This is a genomic window from Thermus thermophilus HB8 (genome assembly GCF_000091545.1).
Taxonomy (GTDB): domain Bacteria; phylum Deinococcota; class Deinococci; order Deinococcales; family Thermaceae; genus Thermus; species Thermus thermophilus.
In genome coordinates, this window is sequence record NC_006461.1 from 1,430,260 (window position 1) to 1,450,492 (window position 20,233).

At 69.8% G+C, this 20,233-nt stretch carries 24 protein-coding genes; 13 read left to right on the forward strand and 11 right to left on the reverse strand.

Translation table 11 applies throughout. The annotated features are described in order from the left end of the window. The first annotated feature begins 8 nt into the window (after positions 1 to 8). From trhA to TTH_RS07610, 3 genes are read left to right on the forward strand one after another with little or no spacing between them, the layout of a single operon-like run. Positions 9 to 626 carry a PAQR family membrane homeostasis protein TrhA gene (gene trhA, locus TTH_RS07600; protein ID WP_011228721.1) on the forward strand — a complete coding sequence of 206 codons (618 nt, stop codon included), beginning with the start codon at positions 9 to 11 and terminating at the stop codon, positions 624 to 626. A gap of 33 nt (positions 627 to 659) precedes the next feature. After that, complete coding sequence (locus tag TTH_RS07605) at positions 660 to 1,334, forward strand: response regulator transcription factor (protein WP_024119401.1); 675 nt, start codon at positions 660 to 662, stop codon at positions 1,332 to 1,334. A 21-nt stretch (positions 1,335 to 1,355) separates the two neighbouring features. Further along, positions 1,356 to 2,762, forward strand: coding sequence for a sensor histidine kinase (locus TTH_RS07610; RefSeq protein WP_011228722.1), 1,407 nt, complete (start codon positions 1,356 to 1,358; stop codon positions 2,760 to 2,762). Here the strand turns inward: TTH_RS07610 and TTH_RS07615 are convergent. From TTH_RS07615 to TTH_RS07640, 6 genes are read right to left on the reverse strand one after another with little or no spacing between them, the layout of a single operon-like run. Continuing rightward, a complete protein-coding gene (locus TTH_RS07615; RefSeq protein WP_011173553.1) occupies positions 2,716 to 2,976 on the reverse strand; it encodes a DUF2089 domain-containing protein in 261 nt (86 codons plus the stop codon). The genes TTH_RS07610 and TTH_RS07615 overlap by 47 nt on opposite strands. A 13-nt stretch (positions 2,977 to 2,989) precedes the next feature. After that, the gene (ccsA, locus tag TTH_RS07620; RefSeq protein WP_011228724.1) at positions 2,990 to 3,736 is read right to left on the reverse strand and encodes a cytochrome c biogenesis protein CcsA; all 747 of its coding nucleotides are present in this window, start codon (positions 3,734 to 3,736) and stop codon (positions 2,990 to 2,992) included. Continuing rightward, a complete protein-coding gene (hemA, locus tag TTH_RS07625; protein WP_011228725.1) occupies positions 3,733 to 4,905 on the reverse strand; it encodes a glutamyl-tRNA reductase in 1,173 nt (390 codons plus the stop codon). The genes ccsA and hemA overlap by 4 nt, the downstream gene beginning before the upstream one ends. Before the next feature lie 42 nt (positions 4,906 to 4,947). Continuing rightward, positions 4,948 to 5,628: a uroporphyrinogen-III synthase gene (locus TTH_RS07630; RefSeq protein WP_011228726.1), complete on the reverse strand. Its 681-nt coding sequence runs from the start codon at positions 5,626 to 5,628 to the stop codon at positions 4,948 to 4,950. Next, positions 5,600 to 5,965 (reverse strand): carboxymuconolactone decarboxylase family protein, encoded by a 366-nt coding sequence (locus TTH_RS07635; RefSeq protein WP_008633088.1) that lies wholly within the window; start codon positions 5,963 to 5,965, stop codon positions 5,600 to 5,602. Before TTH_RS07635 ends, TTH_RS07630 begins: the two co-directional genes overlap by 29 nt. Next, positions 5,962 to 6,621 carry an HAD family hydrolase gene (locus TTH_RS07640; protein ID WP_008633090.1) on the reverse strand — a complete coding sequence of 220 codons (660 nt, stop codon included), beginning with the start codon at positions 6,619 to 6,621 and terminating at the stop codon, positions 5,962 to 5,964. The genes TTH_RS07635 and TTH_RS07640 overlap by 4 nt, the downstream gene beginning before the upstream one ends. 71 nt (positions 6,622 to 6,692) lie before the next feature. On the opposite strand from TTH_RS07640, the gene TTH_RS07645 reads away from it, so the two are divergent. Together TTH_RS07645 and TTH_RS07650 are read left to right on the forward strand one after the other, a co-directional pair. Beyond that, on the forward strand, positions 6,693 to 7,256 hold the full coding sequence (locus TTH_RS07645) for a YceI family protein (protein ID WP_011228727.1): 564 nt from the start codon (positions 6,693 to 6,695) through the stop codon (positions 7,254 to 7,256). Further along, positions 7,256 to 7,837, forward strand: a complete 582-nt coding sequence (locus tag TTH_RS07650) for an intradiol ring-cleavage dioxygenase (RefSeq protein ID WP_011173558.1) — start codon at positions 7,256 to 7,258, stop codon at positions 7,835 to 7,837. Before TTH_RS07645 ends, TTH_RS07650 begins: the two co-directional genes overlap by 1 nt. Here TTH_RS07650 and TTH_RS07655 read toward each other — a convergent pair. Continuing rightward, positions 7,821 to 8,093, reverse strand: a complete 273-nt coding sequence (locus tag TTH_RS07655; protein ID WP_011173559.1) for a nucleotidyltransferase family protein — start codon at positions 8,091 to 8,093, stop codon at positions 7,821 to 7,823. The genes TTH_RS07650 and TTH_RS07655 overlap by 17 nt on opposite strands. Before the next feature lie 95 nt (positions 8,094 to 8,188). Between TTH_RS07655 and purB the strand changes: the two genes are divergently transcribed. Next, positions 8,189 to 9,499, forward strand: a complete 1,311-nt coding sequence (purB, locus tag TTH_RS07660) for an adenylosuccinate lyase (RefSeq protein ID WP_011228728.1) — start codon at positions 8,189 to 8,191, stop codon at positions 9,497 to 9,499. 106 nt (positions 9,500 to 9,605) lie between these two features. Here purB and TTH_RS07665 read toward each other — a convergent pair whose 3' ends face one another. After that, positions 9,606 to 10,169 (reverse strand): Uma2 family endonuclease, encoded by a 564-nt coding sequence (locus tag TTH_RS07665; RefSeq protein WP_011228729.1) that lies wholly within the window; start codon positions 10,167 to 10,169, stop codon positions 9,606 to 9,608. Between the two features lie 69 nt (positions 10,170 to 10,238). Here TTH_RS07665 and purC point away from each other — a divergent pair, with 69 nt between their 5' ends. From purC to purF, 6 genes are read left to right on the forward strand one after another with little or no spacing between them, the layout of a single operon-like run. Continuing rightward, positions 10,239 to 10,928: a phosphoribosylaminoimidazolesuccinocarboxamide synthase gene (gene purC, locus TTH_RS07670; protein ID WP_011228730.1), complete on the forward strand. Its 690-nt coding sequence runs from the start codon at positions 10,239 to 10,241 to the stop codon at positions 10,926 to 10,928. An 11-nt stretch (positions 10,929 to 10,939) separates the two neighbouring features. After that, positions 10,940 to 11,194 carry a phosphoribosylformylglycinamidine synthase subunit PurS gene (gene purS / locus TTH_RS07675; RefSeq protein ID WP_011173563.1) on the forward strand — a complete coding sequence of 85 codons (255 nt, stop codon included), beginning with the start codon at positions 10,940 to 10,942 and terminating at the stop codon, positions 11,192 to 11,194. Then, on the forward strand, positions 11,191 to 11,874 hold the full coding sequence (gene purQ / locus TTH_RS07680; protein ID WP_011228731.1) for a phosphoribosylformylglycinamidine synthase subunit PurQ: 684 nt from the start codon (positions 11,191 to 11,193) through the stop codon (positions 11,872 to 11,874). Before purS ends, purQ begins: the two co-directional genes overlap by 4 nt. Next, positions 11,871 to 12,584, forward strand: a complete 714-nt coding sequence (locus TTH_RS07685) for an HAD family hydrolase (RefSeq protein ID WP_011173565.1) — start codon at positions 11,871 to 11,873, stop codon at positions 12,582 to 12,584. Before purQ ends, TTH_RS07685 begins: the two co-directional genes overlap by 4 nt. Then, positions 12,584 to 14,761 (forward strand): phosphoribosylformylglycinamidine synthase subunit PurL, encoded by a 2,178-nt coding sequence (gene purL, locus TTH_RS07690; RefSeq protein ID WP_011173566.1) that lies wholly within the window; start codon positions 12,584 to 12,586, stop codon positions 14,759 to 14,761. Before TTH_RS07685 ends, purL begins: the two co-directional genes overlap by 1 nt. Beyond that, a complete protein-coding gene (gene purF / locus TTH_RS07695; RefSeq protein ID WP_011173567.1) occupies positions 14,754 to 16,145 on the forward strand; it encodes an amidophosphoribosyltransferase in 1,392 nt (463 codons plus the stop codon). Before purL ends, purF begins: the two co-directional genes overlap by 8 nt. On the opposite strand, the gene trmN is transcribed toward purF, so the two are convergent. From trmN to TTH_RS07710, 3 genes are read right to left on the reverse strand one after another with little or no spacing between them, the layout of a single operon-like run. Further along, entirely contained in the window at positions 16,131 to 17,138 is a 1,008-nt protein-coding gene (gene trmN, locus TTH_RS07700) for a tRNA (guanine(6)-N2)-methyltransferase (RefSeq protein WP_164926059.1), read from the reverse strand. The genes purF and trmN overlap by 15 nt on opposite strands. Then, positions 17,128 to 18,735 carry a dynamin family protein gene (locus TTH_RS07705; protein ID WP_011228733.1) on the reverse strand — a complete coding sequence of 536 codons (1,608 nt, stop codon included), beginning with the start codon at positions 18,733 to 18,735 and terminating at the stop codon, positions 17,128 to 17,130. The genes trmN and TTH_RS07705 overlap by 11 nt, the downstream gene beginning before the upstream one ends. Further along, the gene (locus tag TTH_RS07710) at positions 18,716 to 18,976 is read right to left on the reverse strand and encodes a hypothetical protein (RefSeq protein WP_011173570.1); all 261 of its coding nucleotides are present in this window, start codon (positions 18,974 to 18,976) and stop codon (positions 18,716 to 18,718) included. Before TTH_RS07710 ends, TTH_RS07705 begins: the two co-directional genes overlap by 20 nt. Positions 18,977 to 19,006: 30 nt before the next feature. On the opposite strand from TTH_RS07710, the gene glyA reads away from it, so the two are divergent. After that, positions 19,007 to 20,230 (forward strand): serine hydroxymethyltransferase, encoded by a 1,224-nt coding sequence (glyA, locus tag TTH_RS07715; RefSeq protein WP_011228734.1) that lies wholly within the window; start codon positions 19,007 to 19,009, stop codon positions 20,228 to 20,230. The last annotated feature ends 3 nt before the right edge of the window (positions 20,231 to 20,233 follow it).

Consider the following 20,233-nt stretch of genomic DNA (forward strand, 5'->3'; position numbering starts at 1 on the left):
CCTGGGGCATGGTCCGCGAGCCCTTCAACGCCCTGAGCCACGCCCTCGGGGTGCCCCTCGCCCTCCTCGGAGGCCTCCTTCTCCTCCTCCTGGCCCCCAGGGAGGCCTGGCCCGCCCTTCTCGCCTTCGGCCTCACCATGGCCCTGATGTTCGGGGCGAGCGCCCTCTACCACACCCTCAAGGCGGAAGACCGCCTCCTGGCCTGGCTCAGGAGGCTGGACCACGCCGCCATCTTCCTCTTCATCGCGGGGAGCTACACCCCCTTCCTGGCCGAGGGGCTGGAGGGGGGCGATAAGGCCCTGGCCCTCGCCCTCGTGTGGGGGCTCGCCCTCCTCGGGGTGGGCTTCCGCCTCCTCTACCTCAAGGCCCCAAGGTGGCTCTACACCCTGGCCTACCTGGCCCTGGGGTGGCTTTCCCTCTTCTTCTTGCCGAGGCTTCACCTTCCCCTTCCCACCCTCGCCCTCATGGCCCTCTCCGGCCTCTCCTACACCTTGGGGGCCTGGGTCTACGGAACCAAGCGCCCCGACCCCTGGCCCGGGCGGGTGGGCTTCCACGGGGTGTGGCACGTCCTCGTCCTCCTGGGAAGCCTCTTTATGTACCTGGCGGTCTTGAGCCTCTACACCTAGCTTTCTCATGAGAAAGTAAGTACCATGGGAGGCATGGAGCCGCCCCTGATCCTCATCGTGGAGGACGAGAAGGACATCGCCCGCTTCATTGAGCTTGAGCTCCAGGCCGAGGGCTACCGCACCGAGGTGGCCCACGACGGGATCACCGGGCTTTCCAAGTTCCGGGAGGTGAGCCCCAACCTGGTGATCCTGGACCTGATGCTCCCCGTGATGGACGGGATTGAGGTGGCCAAGCGCATCCGCAAGACCTCCAACGTCCCCATCCTCATCCTCACCGCCAAGGACCGCGTGGAGGACAAGGTGGCGGGCCTGGACGCGGGGGCCGACGACTACCTGGTGAAGCCCTTCTCCATAGAAGAGCTCCTCGCCCGGGTCAGGGCCCACCTCCGCCGGGTCACCCCGGCCATCACCGGGGAGATCCGGGTGGCGGACCTCATCATCAACCTCGAGGGCCGGGAGGTCTTCCGGGGAAACCGCCGCATTGAACTCTCCAACAAGGAGTTTGAGCTTCTGGAGCTCCTCGCCAAAAACCCCGGCAAGGTCTTCAGCCGCTACGAGATTGAGGAGAAGGTCTGGCCCGGCTACCAAGGGGGAAGCAACGTGGTGGACGTCTACATCGGCTACCTGCGCAAGAAGCTGGAGGCGGGGGGGGAGCGCCGCCTCATCCACACGGTGCGGGGCGTGGGGTACGTCCTCAGGGAGGACTGAGCCCAAGCCTAGCCTCCCGGCATGACCCTTAGGACCCGGATCACCCTCCTCACGGCGGGGCTCCTCCTCGTGGCCTTTTTGGTCCTCGGCTTCGCCCTGGAGGGGCTCCTTCGGAACTTCCTCTACGGGAGCCTGCGCACCGACCTGAAGGAGGCGGCCAACCAGGTGGTGCGCCTCCTCAACCTGGGGGGGCAGGCCCTCCTCGAGGCCGGCCTCCCCCCGAGCCTCTACGCCGAGGTCCAGCTCCTCCCCGAGGAGGACCCGGCCCTCCTCGCCCGGGAGGGCGGGATCAGCCTGCAGAAAAGCCCCGCCCTGGGAAGCCAGCGCCTCCTCCTCCAGGAGGAGGCCTACCGGGAGCTCCTCAAGCGGGGAGAGGTGTGGGCCTACGCGGAGCTCCCCCGTGAGGGCCACCCCCTGCGGCTTCTCGTCTACGCCCGGAAGGTGGAGGTCAACCTCTCGGGCTCGGTGTGGAAGGGCGCCCTCCTCGTGGGCCGGCCCACGGAGGACCTGGAGGCCACCCTAAGCCAGTTCGCCCGCATCTACGCGGGCACGGCCCTCTTCGTCCTCCTCCTCTCCCTCTTCCTCGCCCGCAGCCTCGTGGCCCGGGCCCTGGAGCCCTTGGAGTGGGCGGCGCGCAAGGCCGAGGCCATGAGCGCCCGCCCCGAGCCCTTACCGGAGCCGGAAACCCGGGACGAGGTGGCCGCCCTGGTCAAGGCCCTGAACGGGATGCTCACCCGCCTGCAGGAGGCCTTTGAGGCCCAGACCCGCTTCCTCCAGGACGCCTCCCACGAGCTCAGGACCCCCATCACCGCCATCCTGGGGCACGTGGGCTACCTGCTCCGGCGCACCCCCCTCACCGAGGCCCAGCGGGAGAGCCTCGAGGTGGTGAAGCGGGAGGCGGAGCGCATGGGTAAGCTCGTCTCCGACCTCCTGGACCTCTCGCAAAGCGGCGCCTGGAGGATCCGCCCTGTGCCTGTGCGGGTCTTGGACCTCCTGGAAGAGGTGCGGGAGGAGTTCGCCAAAAGCTTTGACGGGGAGATCCTGGTGGAGGCCCCCGAGGACCTCTACGTCCTGGGGGACCCCGACCGGCTCCACCAGGTCATGGCCAACCTGGTCTCCAACGCCCTCAAGGCGGGGGCCCGGCACGTGTGGCTTAGGGCCTTTGACCTAGGGGACAAGGCGGTGGTCCGGGTGGAGGACGACGGGGAGGGGATCCCCGAGGAGCACCTCCCCCACCTCTTTGAGCGCTTCTACCGGGTGGACAAGGCCCGGGACCGGGAACGGGGCGGGTCGGGCCTCGGCCTCGCCATCGTGAAGGCCATCCTCGAGGCCCACGGGGGGGAGGTCTGGGTGGAGAGCCAGGTGGGCAAGGGGACGGCCTTCAGCTTTTCCCTTCCCGCAAGCGGGCCACCGCCTCCTCCACGCTGATCTCCCCCCGCCTTAGGGCCTCCAGGACCTCGAGGCGGTCCTTCCCCTCGTCCTCCTCGTACCCCAGGGCCTTCAGGAGGGCGTCCAGCCGGGCCCGCACCGTGGGGTAGGAAACCCCCAGGATGCGCTCCACCTCCTTCAGGTTCCCCCGGGTCTTCACGAAAAGCCGCAGGAAGTCCAGGTGCTCCTTGGGGAGGAGGGCGAACTCGTTCAAGGCGAAGCGCCCGTTAAAACCCCAGCCCCGAGGGGTGCCGGGAACCCAGGAAGGGGGCCCCCAAAAGGGCGAACAGGAAGAGGGCGTAGGCCCCGAGGAGGAGGCCCGCCCGAAGAAGGCCCCGCAGCCGCTCGTCCAGAAGGAAGTAGAGGGTGAGGAGAAGCCAGCCCAGGACCACCGAAACCTCCTTGGGGTCCGGGCTCAGAGGGCTCCCGAAGTAGCCGAAGGCCCAGGCCATGCCGCTCGCAAGCCCCAGGGTGGCCGCCACGTACCCCACCCGGAGGTAACCCCGCTCAAGCCGCCTCAGGCTCCAAAGGGGGGCGGCGGCCACGGCCCGCTCGGGGGCCAGGCGGAGCCTCAGGTCCTGGAGGGCGCACATCGCCCCCGCCCCCACCCCCACGCTCAGGGCGAGGTAGGCCACGAGGAAGGCCCCGGCGTGGAAGAGGGTGAGGAGGAGGGGCAGGTCTCCCCCGGGGTGGGGTAGGGACCGGAGGGCGAAGAGGGCGAGGAGGAGGGCCAAAAAGGCCAGGTACCGGCCCAGGGGCCTAAGCCGGGGCCGGTCCCAAAGGGTCTTTCCCCGGAGGGCGAGGAGCCCCCCCAGGACCAAGGCCACCTGGGCGGGCCCGGCGAAGGGCCCTTCGGCCAGGGCGTGGAAGAGGGCCCCAAGGAGGAGGAAGGCCCCGCCCCAGGAAAGCCCCGCGGGGAGAAAGACCCCAAAGGCCACCCCCACCACCCCGAGAAAGGCCAGGGCCAGGGTCATGTCCGGGAAAGCCGGTAGAGGAGGCAGTCCTCCGGGCAGGGAGGCCCCCCCACCCGGTCCAGGGCGCGGCGCTTCAGCCCCAGGATGAAGGGGTGGGCCAGACGCCCCGCCGCCTTTTCCAGCTCCACAGGCCCGGCCTCCGGCTGGGCCTTGGCCGCCTGGACCCGGGCCCAGGCCTCGAGGGCCCGGATGGCCTCCCGCACCCGGTGGCCCGCGTACCACTCCATGTAGTCCCCTAAGGCCTTCTCAATGAGGGCTTCCACCTTGGGGATCTCCCCCGCGCGGGCCCTTAGGTTCCGGTCCACCACCCGCTTGAGGTCGTCCAGGTTGTAGAGGTAGGCGTGGGGGAGGTCCCCCACCCGGGGGTCAATGTTCCGGGGAAGGGCGATGTCTATGAGGAAAAGGGGCTTGGCCCGCTTGGGCAGGTCCTCGGGGCCCACCAGGTAGTGGGGGGCGGCGGCCGAGGCCACCACCAGGTCCGCCTGGCGCAAGACCTGGGGAAGGGCGGGAAGGCCAAAGGCCTCGCCGCCAAAGCGCTCCGCCAGGGCCTGGGCCTTTTCCTCCGTCCGGTTCACGACCAGGATCCGCCCCACCCCGTGGGCCTTCAGGTGGGTGAGGAAAAGCTCCGCCATCTCCCCCGCCCCCAGCACGGCCACGGAAAGCCCGGAAAGGTCCCCGTAGACGGCGAGGGCCAGGTCCAAGGCGGCGTAGGCCACGCTCACCGCCCCCATGCCGATGCCCGTCTCGCTCCGGGCCCGCTTGCCCAAGGCGATGGCCGACTGAAAGGCCTTCTCCAGAAGGCTTTCCGTGGCGCCCTGCCTCCTGGCCAGGAAGAGGGCCTCCCGCACCTGGCCCAGGATCTGGGCCTCCCCCACCACCAGGGAGTCCAGCCCGGCGGCCACCCGGTAGAGGTGGCGCAGGGCCTCCACCCCCTCCTTCACGTAGAGGTGCCGGGGGGCCACCCCCCTTGAGAGGAGGAAGGCCCTGGCCTTCTCGGGGCTTCCCACCCCGTAGAGCTCCGTGCGGTTGCAGGTGGAGAGGACCACCCCCTTGCCCAGGGCGGAAAGGGCGGCGGGGAGGGCCACCACGGGGTCCAAGGCGGCCCGCTCCCGCACCTCCAGGGGGGCGGTCTTGTGGGAGAGGCCCACCAGGTAGAGGGGCAAGGCCATACGCTTCCCTGAGTATAGGCCACCGGGGTAGGGACGTTTGCCCTACCGCCCGAGGGCCCGGAGAAGGGCGGCAAAAAGCCCTTCTAGCCCCGGGCTTTCCGCCTCCACCACGGGAAAGCCAAGCCTCCGGGCCTCCTCCCCGGTGCTCGGGCCGATGGCGGCCGCCTTGGGGCGCTTAGCGGTCCAGCGGGCGAAGGCCCGCACCCCGCTCGGGCTGAAGAAGGCCACCACCTCCGCCCGCTCCAAGAGGGCCACCTCCTCGGGAGCGAGGGCCCTTTCCCGGGTGGCGTAGACCGGAAGGCGCACCACCTCCACCCCCCGCGCCCTAAGCCCTTCCTCCAGGTCCCGCCCCGCCAGGTCCCCGGCCACGAAGAGGACCCTTTGCGCCTGGGGAAAGCTTTGGGCCAGGTCCTTGGCCGTGGCCCGTGGGGGCAGGAAGGCCGGGGGAAGCCCCCCTGCCCTCAGGACCCCCGCCGTGCCCTCCCCCACGGCCGCCACCTTTAGGAAGGGGCGGCCCGCCTCCTCCCAGGCAAGGAGGAGGCGCCTCGCCCCCTCCTTGGAGGTCACGGCCACGTAGTCCCACCCCTCCTTGAGCTTTTCGGAGAGGAGGGCGCGGGCGGGAAGGTCCACCTGCTCCAAAAGGGCCACCTCCGCCGCCTCTATCCCGAGGGCGGCGAGCCTCGCAAGGAGCGCCCTATCCTTCCCCCTCGTGAGGAGCACCACGGCCCTTGAGCACCTTCTGGAAAAGCTTCATGGCGGCCAGGGCCCGGGGAAAGCCGAGGAAGAGGGCGGACTGCAGGATGGTCTCCCGCACCTCCCGTTCCGTGGCCCCCACCCTCAAGGCCCCCTCCAGGTGGGTGGCGAGCTCCTTGGGGCTCCCCAGAGCGATGAGGGCGGTGATGGCGAGAAGCTCCCGGGTCTTCAGGTCCAGGCCCGGCCTCGCCAGGACCTCCTCGTAGGCGAAGTCCCGGATGTAGCGGAAGAGGTCCTCGTCCACCGCCTTGAGGCTCTCCTCAATGGCCTCGGCCTTCTCCCCCCAGATGGCGGCCCGGACGCTCATGGGAGGTAGTCTAGCACCCTTTCCAGCCGGGGAAGGGCCTTGGGGTTCTCCCCAAGGGGGTCAAAGAGGAGGGCCCGCATCCCCACGGCCTCCGCCCCCAAAAGGTCCGCCTCCGCGTCCCCCACGTGCACCGCCTCCTCCGGGGAAACCCCGAGGGCCTCCAGGGCCTCCCGGAAGAGCCTCGGGTCGGGCTTGGCGTAGCCGGAGAGGGCGCTCACCGAGAGGTGATCAAAGTAGCGCCCAAGGCCCACCACCTCCAGGATCTCCGGCAGGGTGGCGTCCCAGTTGGAGACCACGGCCAGGGGGTACCCCTTCGCCTTAAGGGCCTTCAGGGTGGCCTCCGCCCCGGGGACGAGGGGCCAGGTGGCGGGGTCCTTCCAGCGGGCCACAAGCTCCCGGGAAAGGGCCTCGGCGTGGTCCTCGAGGCCCATCCCCACGAGGAGCCTCCGGTGGAACTCCCGCCAAAGGCCCAAGGCGGTCTCCAGGTCCCGGGCCTTCAGGTGGTTTTCCTCGTAGAAGCGGAAGGCCTCGAGGGCCGCCTTGCGCACATCCCCCCTCGGCCTCAGGCCCCGCGCCTCCAAAAGGGGCAGGAGCCAGAAGCGGGGGCTCGCCAGGATCAGGGTGTTCCCCACGTCAAAGGTCAGGGCCCGGACCATGGCCTCAGTCTATACCGCTTCTAACCCAAGCCTAACCCCCTCCCGCTACACTGCGTCAGGGAGGTGGGACCATGAAAGGATGGCTTTTCGCGGCGGCGCTCTTCGCCCTCACGGCCCTGGCCCAGACCTTCCAGGTGGTCTCCGGGGAGGCCCGCTACCGGGTGCGGGAGGAGCTTTTGCAGGTGGGCCTCACCGACGCCGTGGGCACCACTAAGGCGGTGCGGGGGGAGGTCCGGCTGCAAGACGGCCGGGTAAGCGGGGAGTTCGTGGTGGACCTGAGGGAGCTCAAAAGCGACCAGGCCCGGCGGGACAACTACCTGCGCCAAAGAACCCTAGAGACGGACCGCTATCCCTTCGCCACCTTCCGGCCCAAGGAGGTGAGGGGCCTCCCGAACCCCCTGCCCCGGCAAGGCAAGGTGCCCATCCAGGTGGTCGGGGACCTCACCATCAAAGAGACGACGGCGGAGGTGGTCTGGGAAGGGGAGGCGGAGTTCCAGGGCGACGAGGTGCGGGTCTTTTTGCGGACGGAGTTTCCCTTTGAGAAGTTCGGCCTCGCCCAACCCCGGGTCTCCGTGGTCCTGAGCTTGGAAAACCGGATCCGCCTGGAGGTGGAGCTCGTCCTAAGGAGGCAATGATGCAAAGACGGGCGGTATTCGGCCTCTTCCTCCTCCCCTTGGCCCGGGGCCAAGGAACCTGCGCCCCCACCCCCGCCCTCACCCAGGGCCCCTACTACCTCCGGGACGTGCCCCAAAGGGAAGACCTGAGGGAGGGGCTTCCTGGGGTGCCCTTGCGCCTCCTCCTTCGCGTGCGGGACCGGGCCTGCAGGCCCCTACAGGGCGCCCGGGTGGACCTCTGGCACACCGACGCCCTCGGCCGCTACTCCGGGGTCAACGCCCCCGGGACCTTCTGCCGGGGCTGGCAGGCCACGGACGAACGGGGAGAGGTGGCCTTCCTCACCCTCTTTCCCGGCTGGTACCCGAGCCGCACCCCCCACCTGCACCTGCGGGTGGAAGCGGGAGGGCGGGTCTTCGCCACCCAGCTCTTCTTCCCCGAGGAGGTCCAGCGCCAGGTCTACGCCCTCCCGCCCTACCGGGAAAGGGGGATGCCCCGGGTGAACAACCGGCAGGACGGCCTCTTCCGGGCGGACCTTCTCCTCCGCCTGGAACGGGAAGGGGAGGCGTACCGGGGGGCCTTCGTCCTCACCCTGCCCGGCTGAGGCTACGCTTGGACCACGGCGTCCCCGTCAGCAGGTCCACCGGAAGCCCCAGTAGAGCTTCTAAGTAATCGCGCAGGTCCACGATCTCCCACCCTAGGGGGCGTTCTAGCGCTACCAGGATATCCACGTCGCTTACGGGGGTGGCCTCCCCCCGGGCGTAGGAACCGAAGATGGCCAGCTCCCGCACGCCGAAGCGCGCCCGAAGCTCCGGCTTGTGCCGGGCCAGGATGCTCAGGATCTCGCCCAGGGTCCTCATGGTCCGCCACCCCGAAAGGGGCCGAAGCGCCTCCGTGCCTCCAGTATACCCCCTTCCTTCGCCTCCCCTGCCCCTTCCCTGGTACCCTTAAGGGCATGATCGCCCGCTACCAGACGCCGGAGATGGCCCGCCTCTGGTCGGAGGAAAGCCGCTACCGGATGTGGGCCCGGGTGGAGGCCTACGCCCTCGAGGCCTGGGAGGCCTTAGGGGAGGTGCCCAAGGGCCTTTCGGCGAGGCTTCTCGCCAAGCTGGAGGAAAAGCCCCTGGACGGGGCCTTCGCCCGGAGGGTAGCGGAGCTGGAGGCGGTAACCCGCCACGACCTCGTGGCCTTCACCCGGGCCCTCGCCGAGTGGACGGGGGACGAGGAGGTGGGGCGCTACCTCCACCTGGGCCTTACCAGCTCCGACATCGTGGACACGGCGCAAAACGCCCTCCTGGTGGAGGCCCTAGGCCTCGTCCTGGAGGAGCTTAAGGGGGTGGAGGAGGCCTTAAAGGCCCTCGCCCTCCGCCACAAGCACACCCCCGCCATCGCCCGCACCCACGGGGTCCACGCCGAGCCCACGAGCTTCGGCCTCCGCTTCCTCTCCTTCCTCGCCGCCTTCCAAAGGGACGAGGAAAGGCTTAAGCGGGCGAGGGAGACCATCGGGGTCGCCATGCTCTCGGGCTCCGTGGGCAACTACGCCCACGTCCCCCCCGAGGTGGAGGCCCACGTGGCCTCTAGGCTTGGCCTCAGGCCCGAGCCCCTTTCCACCCAGGTCGTCCCCCGGGACCGGCACGCCGAGGTCATGGCGGCCCTCGCCATCCTGGGGGGGAACATAGAGCGGGTGGCCGTGGAGCTACGCCACCTCCAGCGCACGGAGGTCCTCGAGGCCCAGGAGCCCTTCCACGAAGGGCAGACGGGGAGCTCCTCCATGCCCCACAAGAAGAACCCCGTGGGCCTGGAGAACCTCACCGGGGTGGCGAGGCTTTTACGGGGCTACCTCTTTCCCGCCCTGGAGGACATCGCCCTCTGGCACGAGCGGGACATCTCCCACTCCTCCGTGGAAAGGGTCATCCTCCCCGACGCCACCACCCTGGCCCACTACGCCCTGAGGCGCCTCAAGGGGATCCTCGAGGGCCTCGAGGTCTTTGAAGAGAACCTGGCCAGGAACCTGGACCTCACCCGGGGCCTCGTCTACTCCCAGCAGGTCCTCAACGCCCTCATCGCCCGGGGCCTTTCCCGGAATAAGGCCTACGCCCTCGTCCAGCGGAACGCCTTGAGGAGCTGGAAAGAGGGGAAGAGCTTCCTGGAGCTCTTGGAGGCCGACCCCGAAAACCCCCTCAAGGGAAAGGAGCTAAGGGCCCTCTTTGACCCCAAGCCCTTCCTCCGGCACGTGGACGCCATCTACGCCCGGTTCGGGCTCTGAGCACCCCGCCCGCGGCTTTCGCCGCGGCGGGGGCCCCGAAAGGCTTCCCCAAAGCCCTAGTCCGGGCAATCCCCTGTGGCAAAACCGGGGTGCAGGCGCTTGGTCCTCACCAGAGAGGGGGGAGGCTCAGGGCGAAGCCGGGGAGCTCCGGGTCCAGGGAAACCCGCTCCACCCCCTCCAGGCGCAAGGGAGGTTTCCCCGGGCGGAAGACCTCCACCGCCCGGGCGTAGGGGTCCACCAAAACGCCCAGGAGCACCCCGTTTCTCAAGTAAATGCCCATCTTGGCCCGGAGCTCCTCCGGGTCCTGGGAGGCGGACCGGACCTCAAACACCGCCTTGGGCGCCAGGGGAGGAAAGCCCTCCCGCTCGGCCTCGGAAAGGGCCTCCCAAGCCCCCCGCTCCACGAAGGCAGCGTCGGGGGAAAGGATGGAGCCGTCGGGGAACTTAAAGCCCGTGGAGGAGTCAAAAACCACGCCAAGGCCCCGCTCCTCGTTCCAGCGGGCGAGCTGGTAGGCGAGCTGGAGGCTCCGCCTGCCGCTTTCGCCACCTGTAGGGCTCACCCAGAGCCTCCCTTCCGGGGAGCGCTCCCACTGGTACCCGGGGTTGAGCTCGGAGAGCCGCCGGAGCTCCTCCTCCGAAACCGGGCGGGCGAGGTCCAGCACCAAGGGCACACCCCCATTGTGGCACAAGGCCCCTTACAATGGGGGGAGAAGGGCCCAAGCGCCCCTTTGAGGAGAGGCATGGAGAAGCTCTACGAGGGCAAGGCCAAGGTGCTCTACCGGGAAGGCCCGGACACCTTAAGGGTCTACTTCAAGGACGAGGCCACCGCCTTCAACGCGCAAAAACGGGGGGTGATCCCGGGCAAGGGCGTGGTGAACAACAAGGTCTCGGCGGCCCTCTTCCGCTACCTCGAGGCCCACGGGGTCAAGACCCACTTCCTGGAGGAGGTCTCCGACCGGGAGATGCGGGTGAGGCGGGTGGAGATCCTTCCCCTGGAGGTGATCCTCCGCTTTAGGGCCGCGGGAAGCTTCGCCCGGCGCTACGGCCTAAAGGAGGGGACCCCGCTGAAGATGCCCCTTCTGGAGTTCTCCCTCAAAAACGACGCCCTGGGGGACCCCTTGATCTGCGAAAACGCCGTCCTGGCCCTGGGGCTCACCACAGAGGGGGAGCTGGAAGGGGTGAAGGCCGCCACGCTCCGGGTGGGGGACCTCCTCAAGGCCTTCTTCGCCGAGCGGGGCCTAGAGCTCGTGGACTTCAAGCTGGAGTTCGGGAAGGTGGGCGGGGAGATCCTCCTCGCCGACGAGATCAGCCCCGACACCATGCGCCTTTGGGACGAGAAGGGGGAGCCTTTGGACAAGGACCGCTTCCGCAAGGACCTAGGCGGCGTGGAGGAGGCCTACCGGGAGGTGCTCCGGCGGGTCCTGGGGTAGACTTGGGCCATATGCCGCGCTACCAGGCCACCCTGCTCATTGAGCTGAAGAAGGGCATCCTGGACCCCCAGGGCCGGGCGGTGGAGGGGGTGCTGAAGGACCTCGGCCACCCGGTGGAGGAGGTGCGGGTGGGGAAGGTGCTGGAGATCGTCTTCCCGGCGGAAAACCTCCTGGAGGCCGAGGAGAAGGCCAAGGCCATGGGCGCCCTCCTCGCCAACCCGGTGATGGAGGTCTACGCCTTGGAAGCCCTAAAGGAACTCCCATGAGGTGGGCCATCGTTCGCTTCCCCGGCGCCAACTGCGACGAGGACGCCCGCTTCGCCCTGGAGAAGGCGGGGATCCGGGCGGAGTTCGTCTGGCACACGGAAAGGGACCTCCGGGGCTTTGACGGGGTCTTCCTGCCCGGGGGGTTCAGCTACGGGGACTACCTGAGGGCGGGAGCCCTCGCCGCCAAGAGCCCGGTGATGGAAGCGGTGCGGCGCTTCGCCGAGGAAGGGCGGTACGTGGTGGGGGTCTGCAACGGCTTCCAGATCCTCACCGAGGCGGGCCTCCTGCCGGGGGCGCTTCTTGCCAACCTCAACCTCCACTTCACCTGCAAGGAGGTGGGGGTGCGGGTGGAGCGGAATGACCTCCCCTTCACCCGGCTCTACCCAAGGGGGCAGGTCCTGAGGCTTCCCATCGCCCACGGCGAGGGCCGCTACTACGCCGATCCCGAAACCCTCGCCCGGCTCGAGGGAGAGGGCCTCGTGGTCTTCCGCTACGCCCCCCTGAAGGACGAGGCGGACTACAACCCCAACGGGAGCCTCCACGACATCGCGGGCATCGTGAGCGAGAAGGGCAACGTCCTCGGCATGATGCCCCATCCCGAAAGGGCCGTGGACGAGGTCTTGGGCAACACCGACGGGCTTCCCTTCTTCCTGGGGCTCGTCAAGGAGGTGGCACGATGAAACCCAAAGCCATCACCTTTGACTTCTGGGGCACCCTCTTCACCGAGGGGGAGGCGTTTTTGGAAAAGGTCATGCCCGCCCGGTACGAGATCCTTCTGGACGCCCTCTCCGAGGCGGGGCACCCCGTGGACGAGGCCGAGGTGCGGGAGGCCTACCGCCAGGCCTCCTTGGCCTTTGAGGAGGCCTGGAAGGCGGGGGAGCACATGCCCGTCTACGAACGGGTGGCCCGGATCTTCGCCCTCCTCGGCGCCCCCCACGACCCCGGGCTCATCGCCCTCACCGCAAGGCGCCTGGAGGAAAGCTCCCTCCTCGCCCCCCTCAAGCCCCTCCCCGGGGTGGAGGTCCTGAAGGACCTCGCCAAGAAGTACCCCCTGGCCATCGTCTCCGACACCGGCATGACCCCGGGCCGCCTCCTCAGGGAGCACCTGAAGCGGCAGGGCCTGGACGTCTTCCAGGCCTTTAGCTTCTCCGACGAGACGGGCTTCGTGAAGCCCAAGCCCGAGGCCTTTCGCGTGGCCCTCGAGGCCCTGGGCGTCGCCCCGGAGGAGGCCCTGCACGTGGGGGACCTGCCCCAGACGGACATCAAGGGGGCCTTCGGGACGGGCTACCCCTGGGCGGTCCAGTACGTGGGCCTGAGGGAGGTGAACGGGGAGGTGAGGCCCACGGCCAAGGTGAAGGACCACCGGGAGCTCCTCTCCCTCCTCACGTGATGGAGGCCCTCGCCAAGGAGATCGGGATCCCGGAAGGGGAGTACCGGGAGATCGTCCAGAGGCTCGGGCGGGAGCCGAACCGGGTGGAGCTCCTCCTCTTCAAGGTGATGTGGAGCGAGCACTGCGCCTACAAGAACTCCCGCCCCCTCCTCAAGGCCCTCCCCAAGGAGGGGGAGGCCGTCCTCCAGGGCCCCGGGGAGAACGCCGGCGTGGTGCGGGTGGGCGAGGGTTGGGCCGTGGCCTTCAAGATAGAGAGCCACAACCACCCCTCGGCGGTGGAGCCCTTCCAGGGGGCGGCCACGGGGGTCGGGGGGATCCTCCGGGACATCATGAGCATGGGAGCCCGCCCCATCGCCCTCCTGGACTCCCTCCGCTTCGGGCCGCCCGAGGAGGCGAGAAGCCGCTACCTCCTCAAGGGGGTGGTCTCGGGCATCGCCTTTTACGGCAACGCCATCGGGGTGCCCACGGTGGGCGGGGACCTCTACTTCCACGAGGGCTACCGGGAAAACCCCCTGGTGAACGCCATGTGCCTCGGCCTCCTGAGGGAGGAGCACCTGAAGCGAAGCCGGGCTTCCTTGGGCCGCCCCATCTACTACGCCGGGGCCAAGACGGGCCGGGACGGGATCGGCGGGGCGGCCTTCGCGAGCCGGGAGCTCAAGGAGGAGAAGGCCGAGGACCGGCCCGCGGTCCAGGTGGGGGACCCTTTCCTGGGCAAGCTCCTCATGGAGGCCACCCTCGAGGCCATAGAGCTGGACCTGGTGGAAGGCGTCCAGGACATGGGGGCGGCGGGGCTCACCAGTAGCCTCTCGGAGCTCGCCCACAAGTCGGGCCTCGGGGTGGAGCTCCACCTGGACCTCGTCCCCACCCGGGAGGAGGGGATGACCCCGGAGGAGCTCCTCCTCTCGGAAAGCCAGGAGCGGATGGTCCTCGTTCCCAAGGAGGGGAAGGAAAAGGCCCTGGAGGAGGTCTTCGGAAGGTGGGGCCTAGACTGCGTCCCCGTGGCCAGGACCATCCCGGAAAGGGTCTTCCGGGTCCTCTTTAGGGGCGAGGTGGTGGCGGAGGTGCCCACGGAGGCCTTGGCCGAAGCCCCCACCTACGTGCGGGTGGGGCGGGAGGACCCCGAGGTGCGGAGGCTTAGGGAAACCCCCATCCCCCCCTTAGAGGCCGACCCCCAGGAGGTCCTAAGGAGGCTCCTCGCCTCCCCCAACCTGGCGAGCCGGGAGGCGGTCTACGAGCGGTACGACCACCAGGTGGGGACCCGCACCGCCCTCCTCCCCGGCAAAGGGGACGCCGCGGTCCTCTGGATCAAGGGCACCCGCCTCGGCGTCGCCGCCAAGGTGGACCAAAACCCCCGCTATAGCCGCCTCCACCCCCGCCTTGGGGCCATGCACGCCCTGGCGGAGGCCTGCCGGAACGTCAGCGTGGTGGGGGCGAAGCCCCTCGCCTACACCGACGGCCTCAACCTGGGAAGCCCGGAAACCCCGGAGGGCTACCACGAGCTCGCCGAGACCATCGCCGGGCTCAAGGAGGCGAGCGAGGCCTTGGGCGTCCCCGTGGTCTCGGGGAACGTCTCCCTCTACAACGAAAGCGGGGGCAAGCGCATCCCCCCCACGGCCATGGTGGGGGTGGTGGGGGTCCTGGAGGTGGACAAGCGGGCGGAGATGGGCTTTAGGCGCCCGGGGGAGGTCCTCCTCCTCATCGGGGAGGAACGGGGGGAGCTTGGGGCGAGCGAGGTCCTCTACCTCCTCACGGGAAAGGAGTTCGGCCACCCCCCAAGGCTTGACCTCGGGCGGGAAAAGGCGGTGCAGGAGGCGATCCGGGACCTCATCCAAAGGGGCCTCACCCGAACGGCCCACGACGTGGCGGAAGGGGGGCTTCTTCTGGCCCTCGCCGAGATGACCTTCCCCTACGGGGTGGGGGCCACGGTGGAAGTGCGGGAGGAGGGCCTCGAGGCCCTCTTCGGCGAGGCCCCAAGCCGCGTCCTCTTCACCGTGGAGAAGACCCGCCTCCAGGAGGCCACCCTCCTCCTAGAGGAGCGGGGCCTCCCCTACCGGGTCCTGGGGGAGACGGGGGGGAAGAGCCTCACGGTCCTCACCCCGGGGGGTGTCCTAGAGTGGAGCCTGGAGGAACTGCTTTCCGCCTGGAAAGCGCCCCTCAGGGAGGTGCTGGATGGATAAGCCCCAGGAGGAGTGCGGCATCCTCGGGCTTTGGAGCGAAGGCCCCGTGGACGTGGCGGGGCTTCTCCACCTCGGCCTCCTCGCCCTGCAGCACAGGGGCCAGGAGGCGGCGGGGATGGCGGTCACGGACGGCAAAGCGTTCCTGGTGGAAAAGGACCTGGGCCTCGTGAACCAGGTCTTCACCGAGGAGCGCCTGGGGAAGCTCCGCCTTCCGGAGGCCCGCCTGGGCATCGCCCACACCCGCTACTCCACCACGGGCTCCAACCTGCGCATCAACGCCCAGCCCCTCACCGCCCGCACCGCCCACGGGGTCTTGGCCATCGCCCACAACGGCAACTTCACCAACGCCAAGCTCCTCCGCGACCGGCTCCTCCTGGAGGGGGCCACCTTCCAGAGCACCTCGGACACCGAGGTGATGCTCCTCCTCCTCGCCCGCATGGGCCACCTCCCCCTCCCCGAGGCCGCCGCCCAGGCCATGCGGCTCCTTCAGGGGGGGTATTCCATCCTCCTCATGAACCGCAAGACCCTCCTCGCCCTCCGCGACCCCCACGGGGTGAGGCCCCTCGTCCTCGGCAAGGCCCCCTGGGGCTACGCCTTCGCCTCCGAGCCCCCGGCCCTCCTCCTCATGGGGGCGGAGTACGTGCGGGACGTGCGCCCCGGGGAGGTGGTCTGGGTGGAGGAGGGAAGGCTCCAAAGCCTCCAGGCCCTCCCCCCAGAGCCCGCCCCCTGCGCTTTTGAGTGGATCTACTTCGCCCGGCCCGACAGCGTTCTAGACGGCACCGAGGCCTACGAGGCCCGGGTGAGGATGGGGATGGAGCTCTTCCGGGAGGCCCCCGCAGAGGCCGACCTCGTGGTCCCCGTCCCCGACTCGGGCATCGGGGCCGCCGTGGGCTACGCCAAGGCGAGCGGGCTCCCCCTGGAGTTCGGCCTCTACAAGAACCCCTACGCCGGGCGCACCTTCATCCAGCCCACCCAGGAGCTCCGCGACCTGAAGACGAGGCTCAAGCTCTCCCCCACGGGGGCGGTGAAGGGCAAGCGGGTGGTCCTGGTGGACGACTCCATCGTCCGGGGCACCACGAGCCGCCGCATCGTGCGCATGCTCAAGGAGGCGGGGGCCCTCGAGGTCCACTTCCGCGTCTCTAGCCCCCCCATCCGCTTCCCCTGCTACTACGGCATAGACACCGCGGCCCGCAAGGAGCTCATCGCTGCGGAGAAGAGCGTGGAGGAGATCCAAGCCTACATCGGGGCGGACTCTTTGGCCTTCCTCTCGGAGGAGGGGGTCAAGCGGGCCATCGGGCGGCCCGTCTGCCTCGCCTGCTTCAACGGGCGCTACCCGGCGGGGGTGCCCGAGGAGGGGGAAAAGCTCGCCCTAGAGCTTCTCTAGGACGAAGACCCGGGGGTAGACGCCCCCCTGCTCCACCACCCGGGCGTGGCGGAGGGCGAAGCCCGGGGGCAGGGCCCGCTTGAGGAGGGCGGGGCGCAGGGTGAGGAGGGCGACCCTTCCCCCAGGAAGGAGGAGGGCCAAGGCCCCGCGGAGGAAGTCCCGGTAGAGGCGGAAAAGCCCCTCCTTCCGGCCCAGGCGGAGGCCGTGGGGCGGGTTGGCGAGGATCCGGTCCACCTCGGGGAAGAAGCGGGGGAGGTGGCGGGCGTCGGCCCGAAGGAAGCGGATCCAGGAAAGCCCCGAGGCCAGGGCCGCCTCCCGAGCGAGCCCGAGCCTCTTCTCGTCCAGGTCCCCGGCGTAGACGGGGCTCGTGGGCCCCAGGGTGCTCGCCGCCTCGAGGGCGATGGTCCCCGAGCCCGTGAAGGGGTCCAGGACGCGCATCCCGGGGCGGGCGTCCGCGAGGCGGAGGAGGGCCTGGGCGAGGACGGGGGTGAGGCTTCCCCGGAGGGCCGCCTTGGGGAAGCGGCGGGAGAGGGGCCTTTCCGTGAGCTGGACCCCGAGGAAGGCCTCCTCCCCGCGGACGTCCACCCGGACCCGCACGGCCGGGCGCTTCAGGTCCACGGGCACGCCGTAGGCCCGGTGGAGGGCCTCCCCTACCCGCCTCTCCACCTCGGGGCTCGTGAAGGGGTGTTCCCCCTCCCTCCGGGCCTCCACGCGGAAGCTTCCCGCCTCCTCAAGCTCGGGCCAGGGAAGGGCCAAGGCGGCCCGCTCCAGGGCCCCCAAGGGGTCCTCCCGGGAAAGAAGAAGCCGGGCGCGGAAGAGGACGAGGTGGTGGGCGAGGCGAAGCCCCAAGGCCTCCTCCCCCACCCGGGCCCTGGGGATGCGGACCCGGCCCTTCCGGGCGTCCACCTCCGCCCCTTCGCCAGGGTAGAGGGCGGAAAGCTCCTCCAGGAGGAGGTCCTCCAGACCCGGGTGGGTGGTGGCCTCAAGCCACAAGGGCCTCCGCCTCCTCCCGAAGCCGCCGCAAGGCCTCCTTGCGGGCCTTAAGCTCGTGGCGCCTCTCCGCCAAGGCCTCGCACCGGTCCCGGTAAAGTCCCCGGAAGCGCTCCTCCTGCCGGGCAAGGCCCTCCTCCAAGGCCTCCTCCAGGGCCCGGCGCACGGCGGCGTAGGCCTCCTCGAGGCCTTGGGAGAGGAGGCGCTTCGCCCGCTCCTTGCGCCTCGGCAGGACGGAGAGGGCGAGGAAGGCCACGAAGAACCCCGCCAAAAGCCCGGTGAGGTCCGCGACCAGCCCCTTGAGCACCAGGGTCAGGGCCGCCCCCAGGCCAAGCCCCCCCACGCCCCCCGCCAGGGTGCGCACCACCGCCTCCTGGGCCAGGCCGGAAAGCCGCGCCGCCTCCTCCTCGGGGCGGAAGCGGGCGAGGGCCTCCTCCAAGGGCGCGAGAAGGGGCTCCTCCCCCTTGGGAAGGGGCCGGGCCTCCTTGAGGAGGGTGAGGGCGTCCAGAAGGAGCTCCTCCTCCCGCCGGGCGAGCCAGCGCAAGGCCTCCCCCACCGCCCGCTCCAGCCTCGCCCCGGCGTCCTGGACCACCTCCTTGAGGAAGCTCTCCCGGAAGGCCTTGGCGTTCAGGAGGTCGGGAAGGCGGCCCAGGCGCACCGTCTCGTCCAAGAAGCGGTGGCCCCGTTCCTCCACCTCGCGGAAGACCCGCTCCACCAAGGCCACCTGCCCGGCGAAATCGCGCCGCACCCGGGCCACGTGCCGCCTGAGGAGGTCCTCCAGGGCCTCGCAGGTGGCGAGGGCCTGGCCCACCTCCTCGGCCTCCGCCTCCAGGGCCCCTTCCCCCTCCACGAGGAGGCGCCGCAGGACCCCGAGGGCGGCGGAGAGCTTGAGGGGGAGGGCCTTCATCGCGATGACCTCCGCCACGTGGTCCCGGAGGCGCAGAAGCCCCTCGTCCCTCCCCTCCTTTCCCCGCCGGGCGGAGACCAGGAAAAGGGGCACCTCCTCCCCCAAGACCGCCCTCGCCCCCTCGGCCACGTAGCGGGCCACGGCCTCCCGGTCCTCCTCGGAGAGGAGGTCCGCCTTGTTCACCACCAGGACCACCTTCTTCCCCCAGTCGCGGATGAGGCGGAGGAACTCGGCCTCGGAGCGGGTGAGGGGGCGGTCGGCGCTGGTGACGAAGAGGATGAGGTCCGCCCGGGGGAGGAAGGTCCGGGTCAGGACCTCGTGGTGCTCCAGAAGGGCGTTGGTGCCCGGGGTGTCCACCAGGGCCAGGGTCCGGAGGAGGGGGTGGGGCTTGCGGAGCCTAAGGAAGCCTTCCCCTTCCTCCCTCCCCTCCTCCCCGTACTCCAGAAGCTGGATCCGGTCCGTGGTGGGGGTGGGGCCCTCGGGGAGGAGGTCCTCGCCCAAAAGGGCGTTCACCAGGCTGGACTTGCCGCTGTTGAACTCCCCCACCACCACGAGGAGGAAGGGCCCCTCCAGGTCCAGAAGGGCCTGGCGCAGGGGAGCGGGGTCAACGGGGGTGCGGGCGAGGGCCTCGAGGCCTTGGGCGAGGAGGGCCCGGACCCGCGCCCGCTTTCCCTCAAGCCCTTCTAGGCGCATTGCGCTTCAGGTAAAGCCCGAGCCCCAAGCCCAGGAGGAAGCCGAGCAGGAGGACCACGAGGAAAAAGGTCCCCGTGCCCACCCCCCGCCAGCCGAAGAACCAGTAGCTGCACCGCCCCGGGGCCAAGGCCCCGGCCGGGGCGGCCGGGACGAAGAGGAAGTTGAAAAGCAGCACCAAGAGGACGAGGGCCCCGAAGAGGACCAGGGCCCAGCGCAGCCCGGTTTGCGCCTTCTCCCTCATGCCGCGATTTTACCCGGCTATAATCGCCCTATGGTGAGCACCCTCAAGCGGGACGAGGCCCTCTTTGAGCTCATCGCCTTAGAGGAGAAAAGGCAGCGGGAAGGCCTGGAGCTCATCGCCAGCGAAAACTTCGTCTCCAAGCAGGTGCGGGAGGCGGTGGGGAGCGTCCTCACCAACAAGTACGCCGAGGGCTACCCCGGGGCCCGGTACTACGGGGGGTGCGAGGTCATTGACCGGGTGGAGTCCCTGGCCATAGAGCGGGCCAAGGCCCTCTTCGGGGCGGCCTGGGCCAACGTCCAGCCCCACTCCGGCTCCCAAGCCAACATGGCGGTCTACATGGCCCTGATGGAGCCGGGGGACACCCTCATGGGCATGGACCTCGCGGCCGGCGGCCACCTCACCCACGGCTCCCGCGTGAACTTCTCCGGGAAGCTTTACAAGGTGGTCTCCTACGGGGTCCGTCCCGACACGGAGCTCATAGACCTGGAGGAGGTCCGCCGCCTCGCCCTGGAGCACCGCCCCAAGGTGATCGTGGCCGGGGCCAGCGCCTACCCCCGCTTCTGGGACTTCAAGGCCTTTCGGGAGATCGCCGACGAGGTGGGGGCCTACCTCGTGGTGGACATGGCCCACTTCGCCGGGCTCGTGGCCGCGGGCCTCCACCCGAACCCCCTGCCTTACGCCCACGTGGTGACGAGCACCACCCACAAAACCCTCCGGGGCCCGAGGGGCGGCCTCATCCTCTCCAACGACCCCGAGCTCGGCAAGAGGATTGACAAGCTCATCTTCCCCGGGATCCAGGGAGGGCCCTTGGAGCACGTGATCGCCGGGAAGGCCGTGGCCTTCTTTGAGGCCCTACAGCCCGAGTTCAAGGAGTACAGCCGCCTGGTGGTGGAAAACGCCAAGCGCCTGGCGGAGGAGCTTGCCCGCCGGGGCTACCGCATCGTCACCGGGGGGACGGACAACCACCTCTTCCTCGTGGACCTGCGCCCCAAAGGCCTCACCGGGAAGGAGGCGGAGGAGAGGCTGGACGCCGTGGGGATCACGGTGAACAAGAACGCCATCCCCTTTGACCCCAAGCCCCCCCGGGTCACCTCGGGGATCCGCATCGGCACCCCGGCCATCACCACCCGGGGCTTCACCCCCGAGGAGATGCCCCTCGTCGCCGAGCTCATAGACCGGGCCCTTCTGGAGGGCCCCTCGGAGGCCCTGCGGGAAGAGGTGCGCAGGCTCGCCCTGGCCCACCCCATGCCCTGAAGG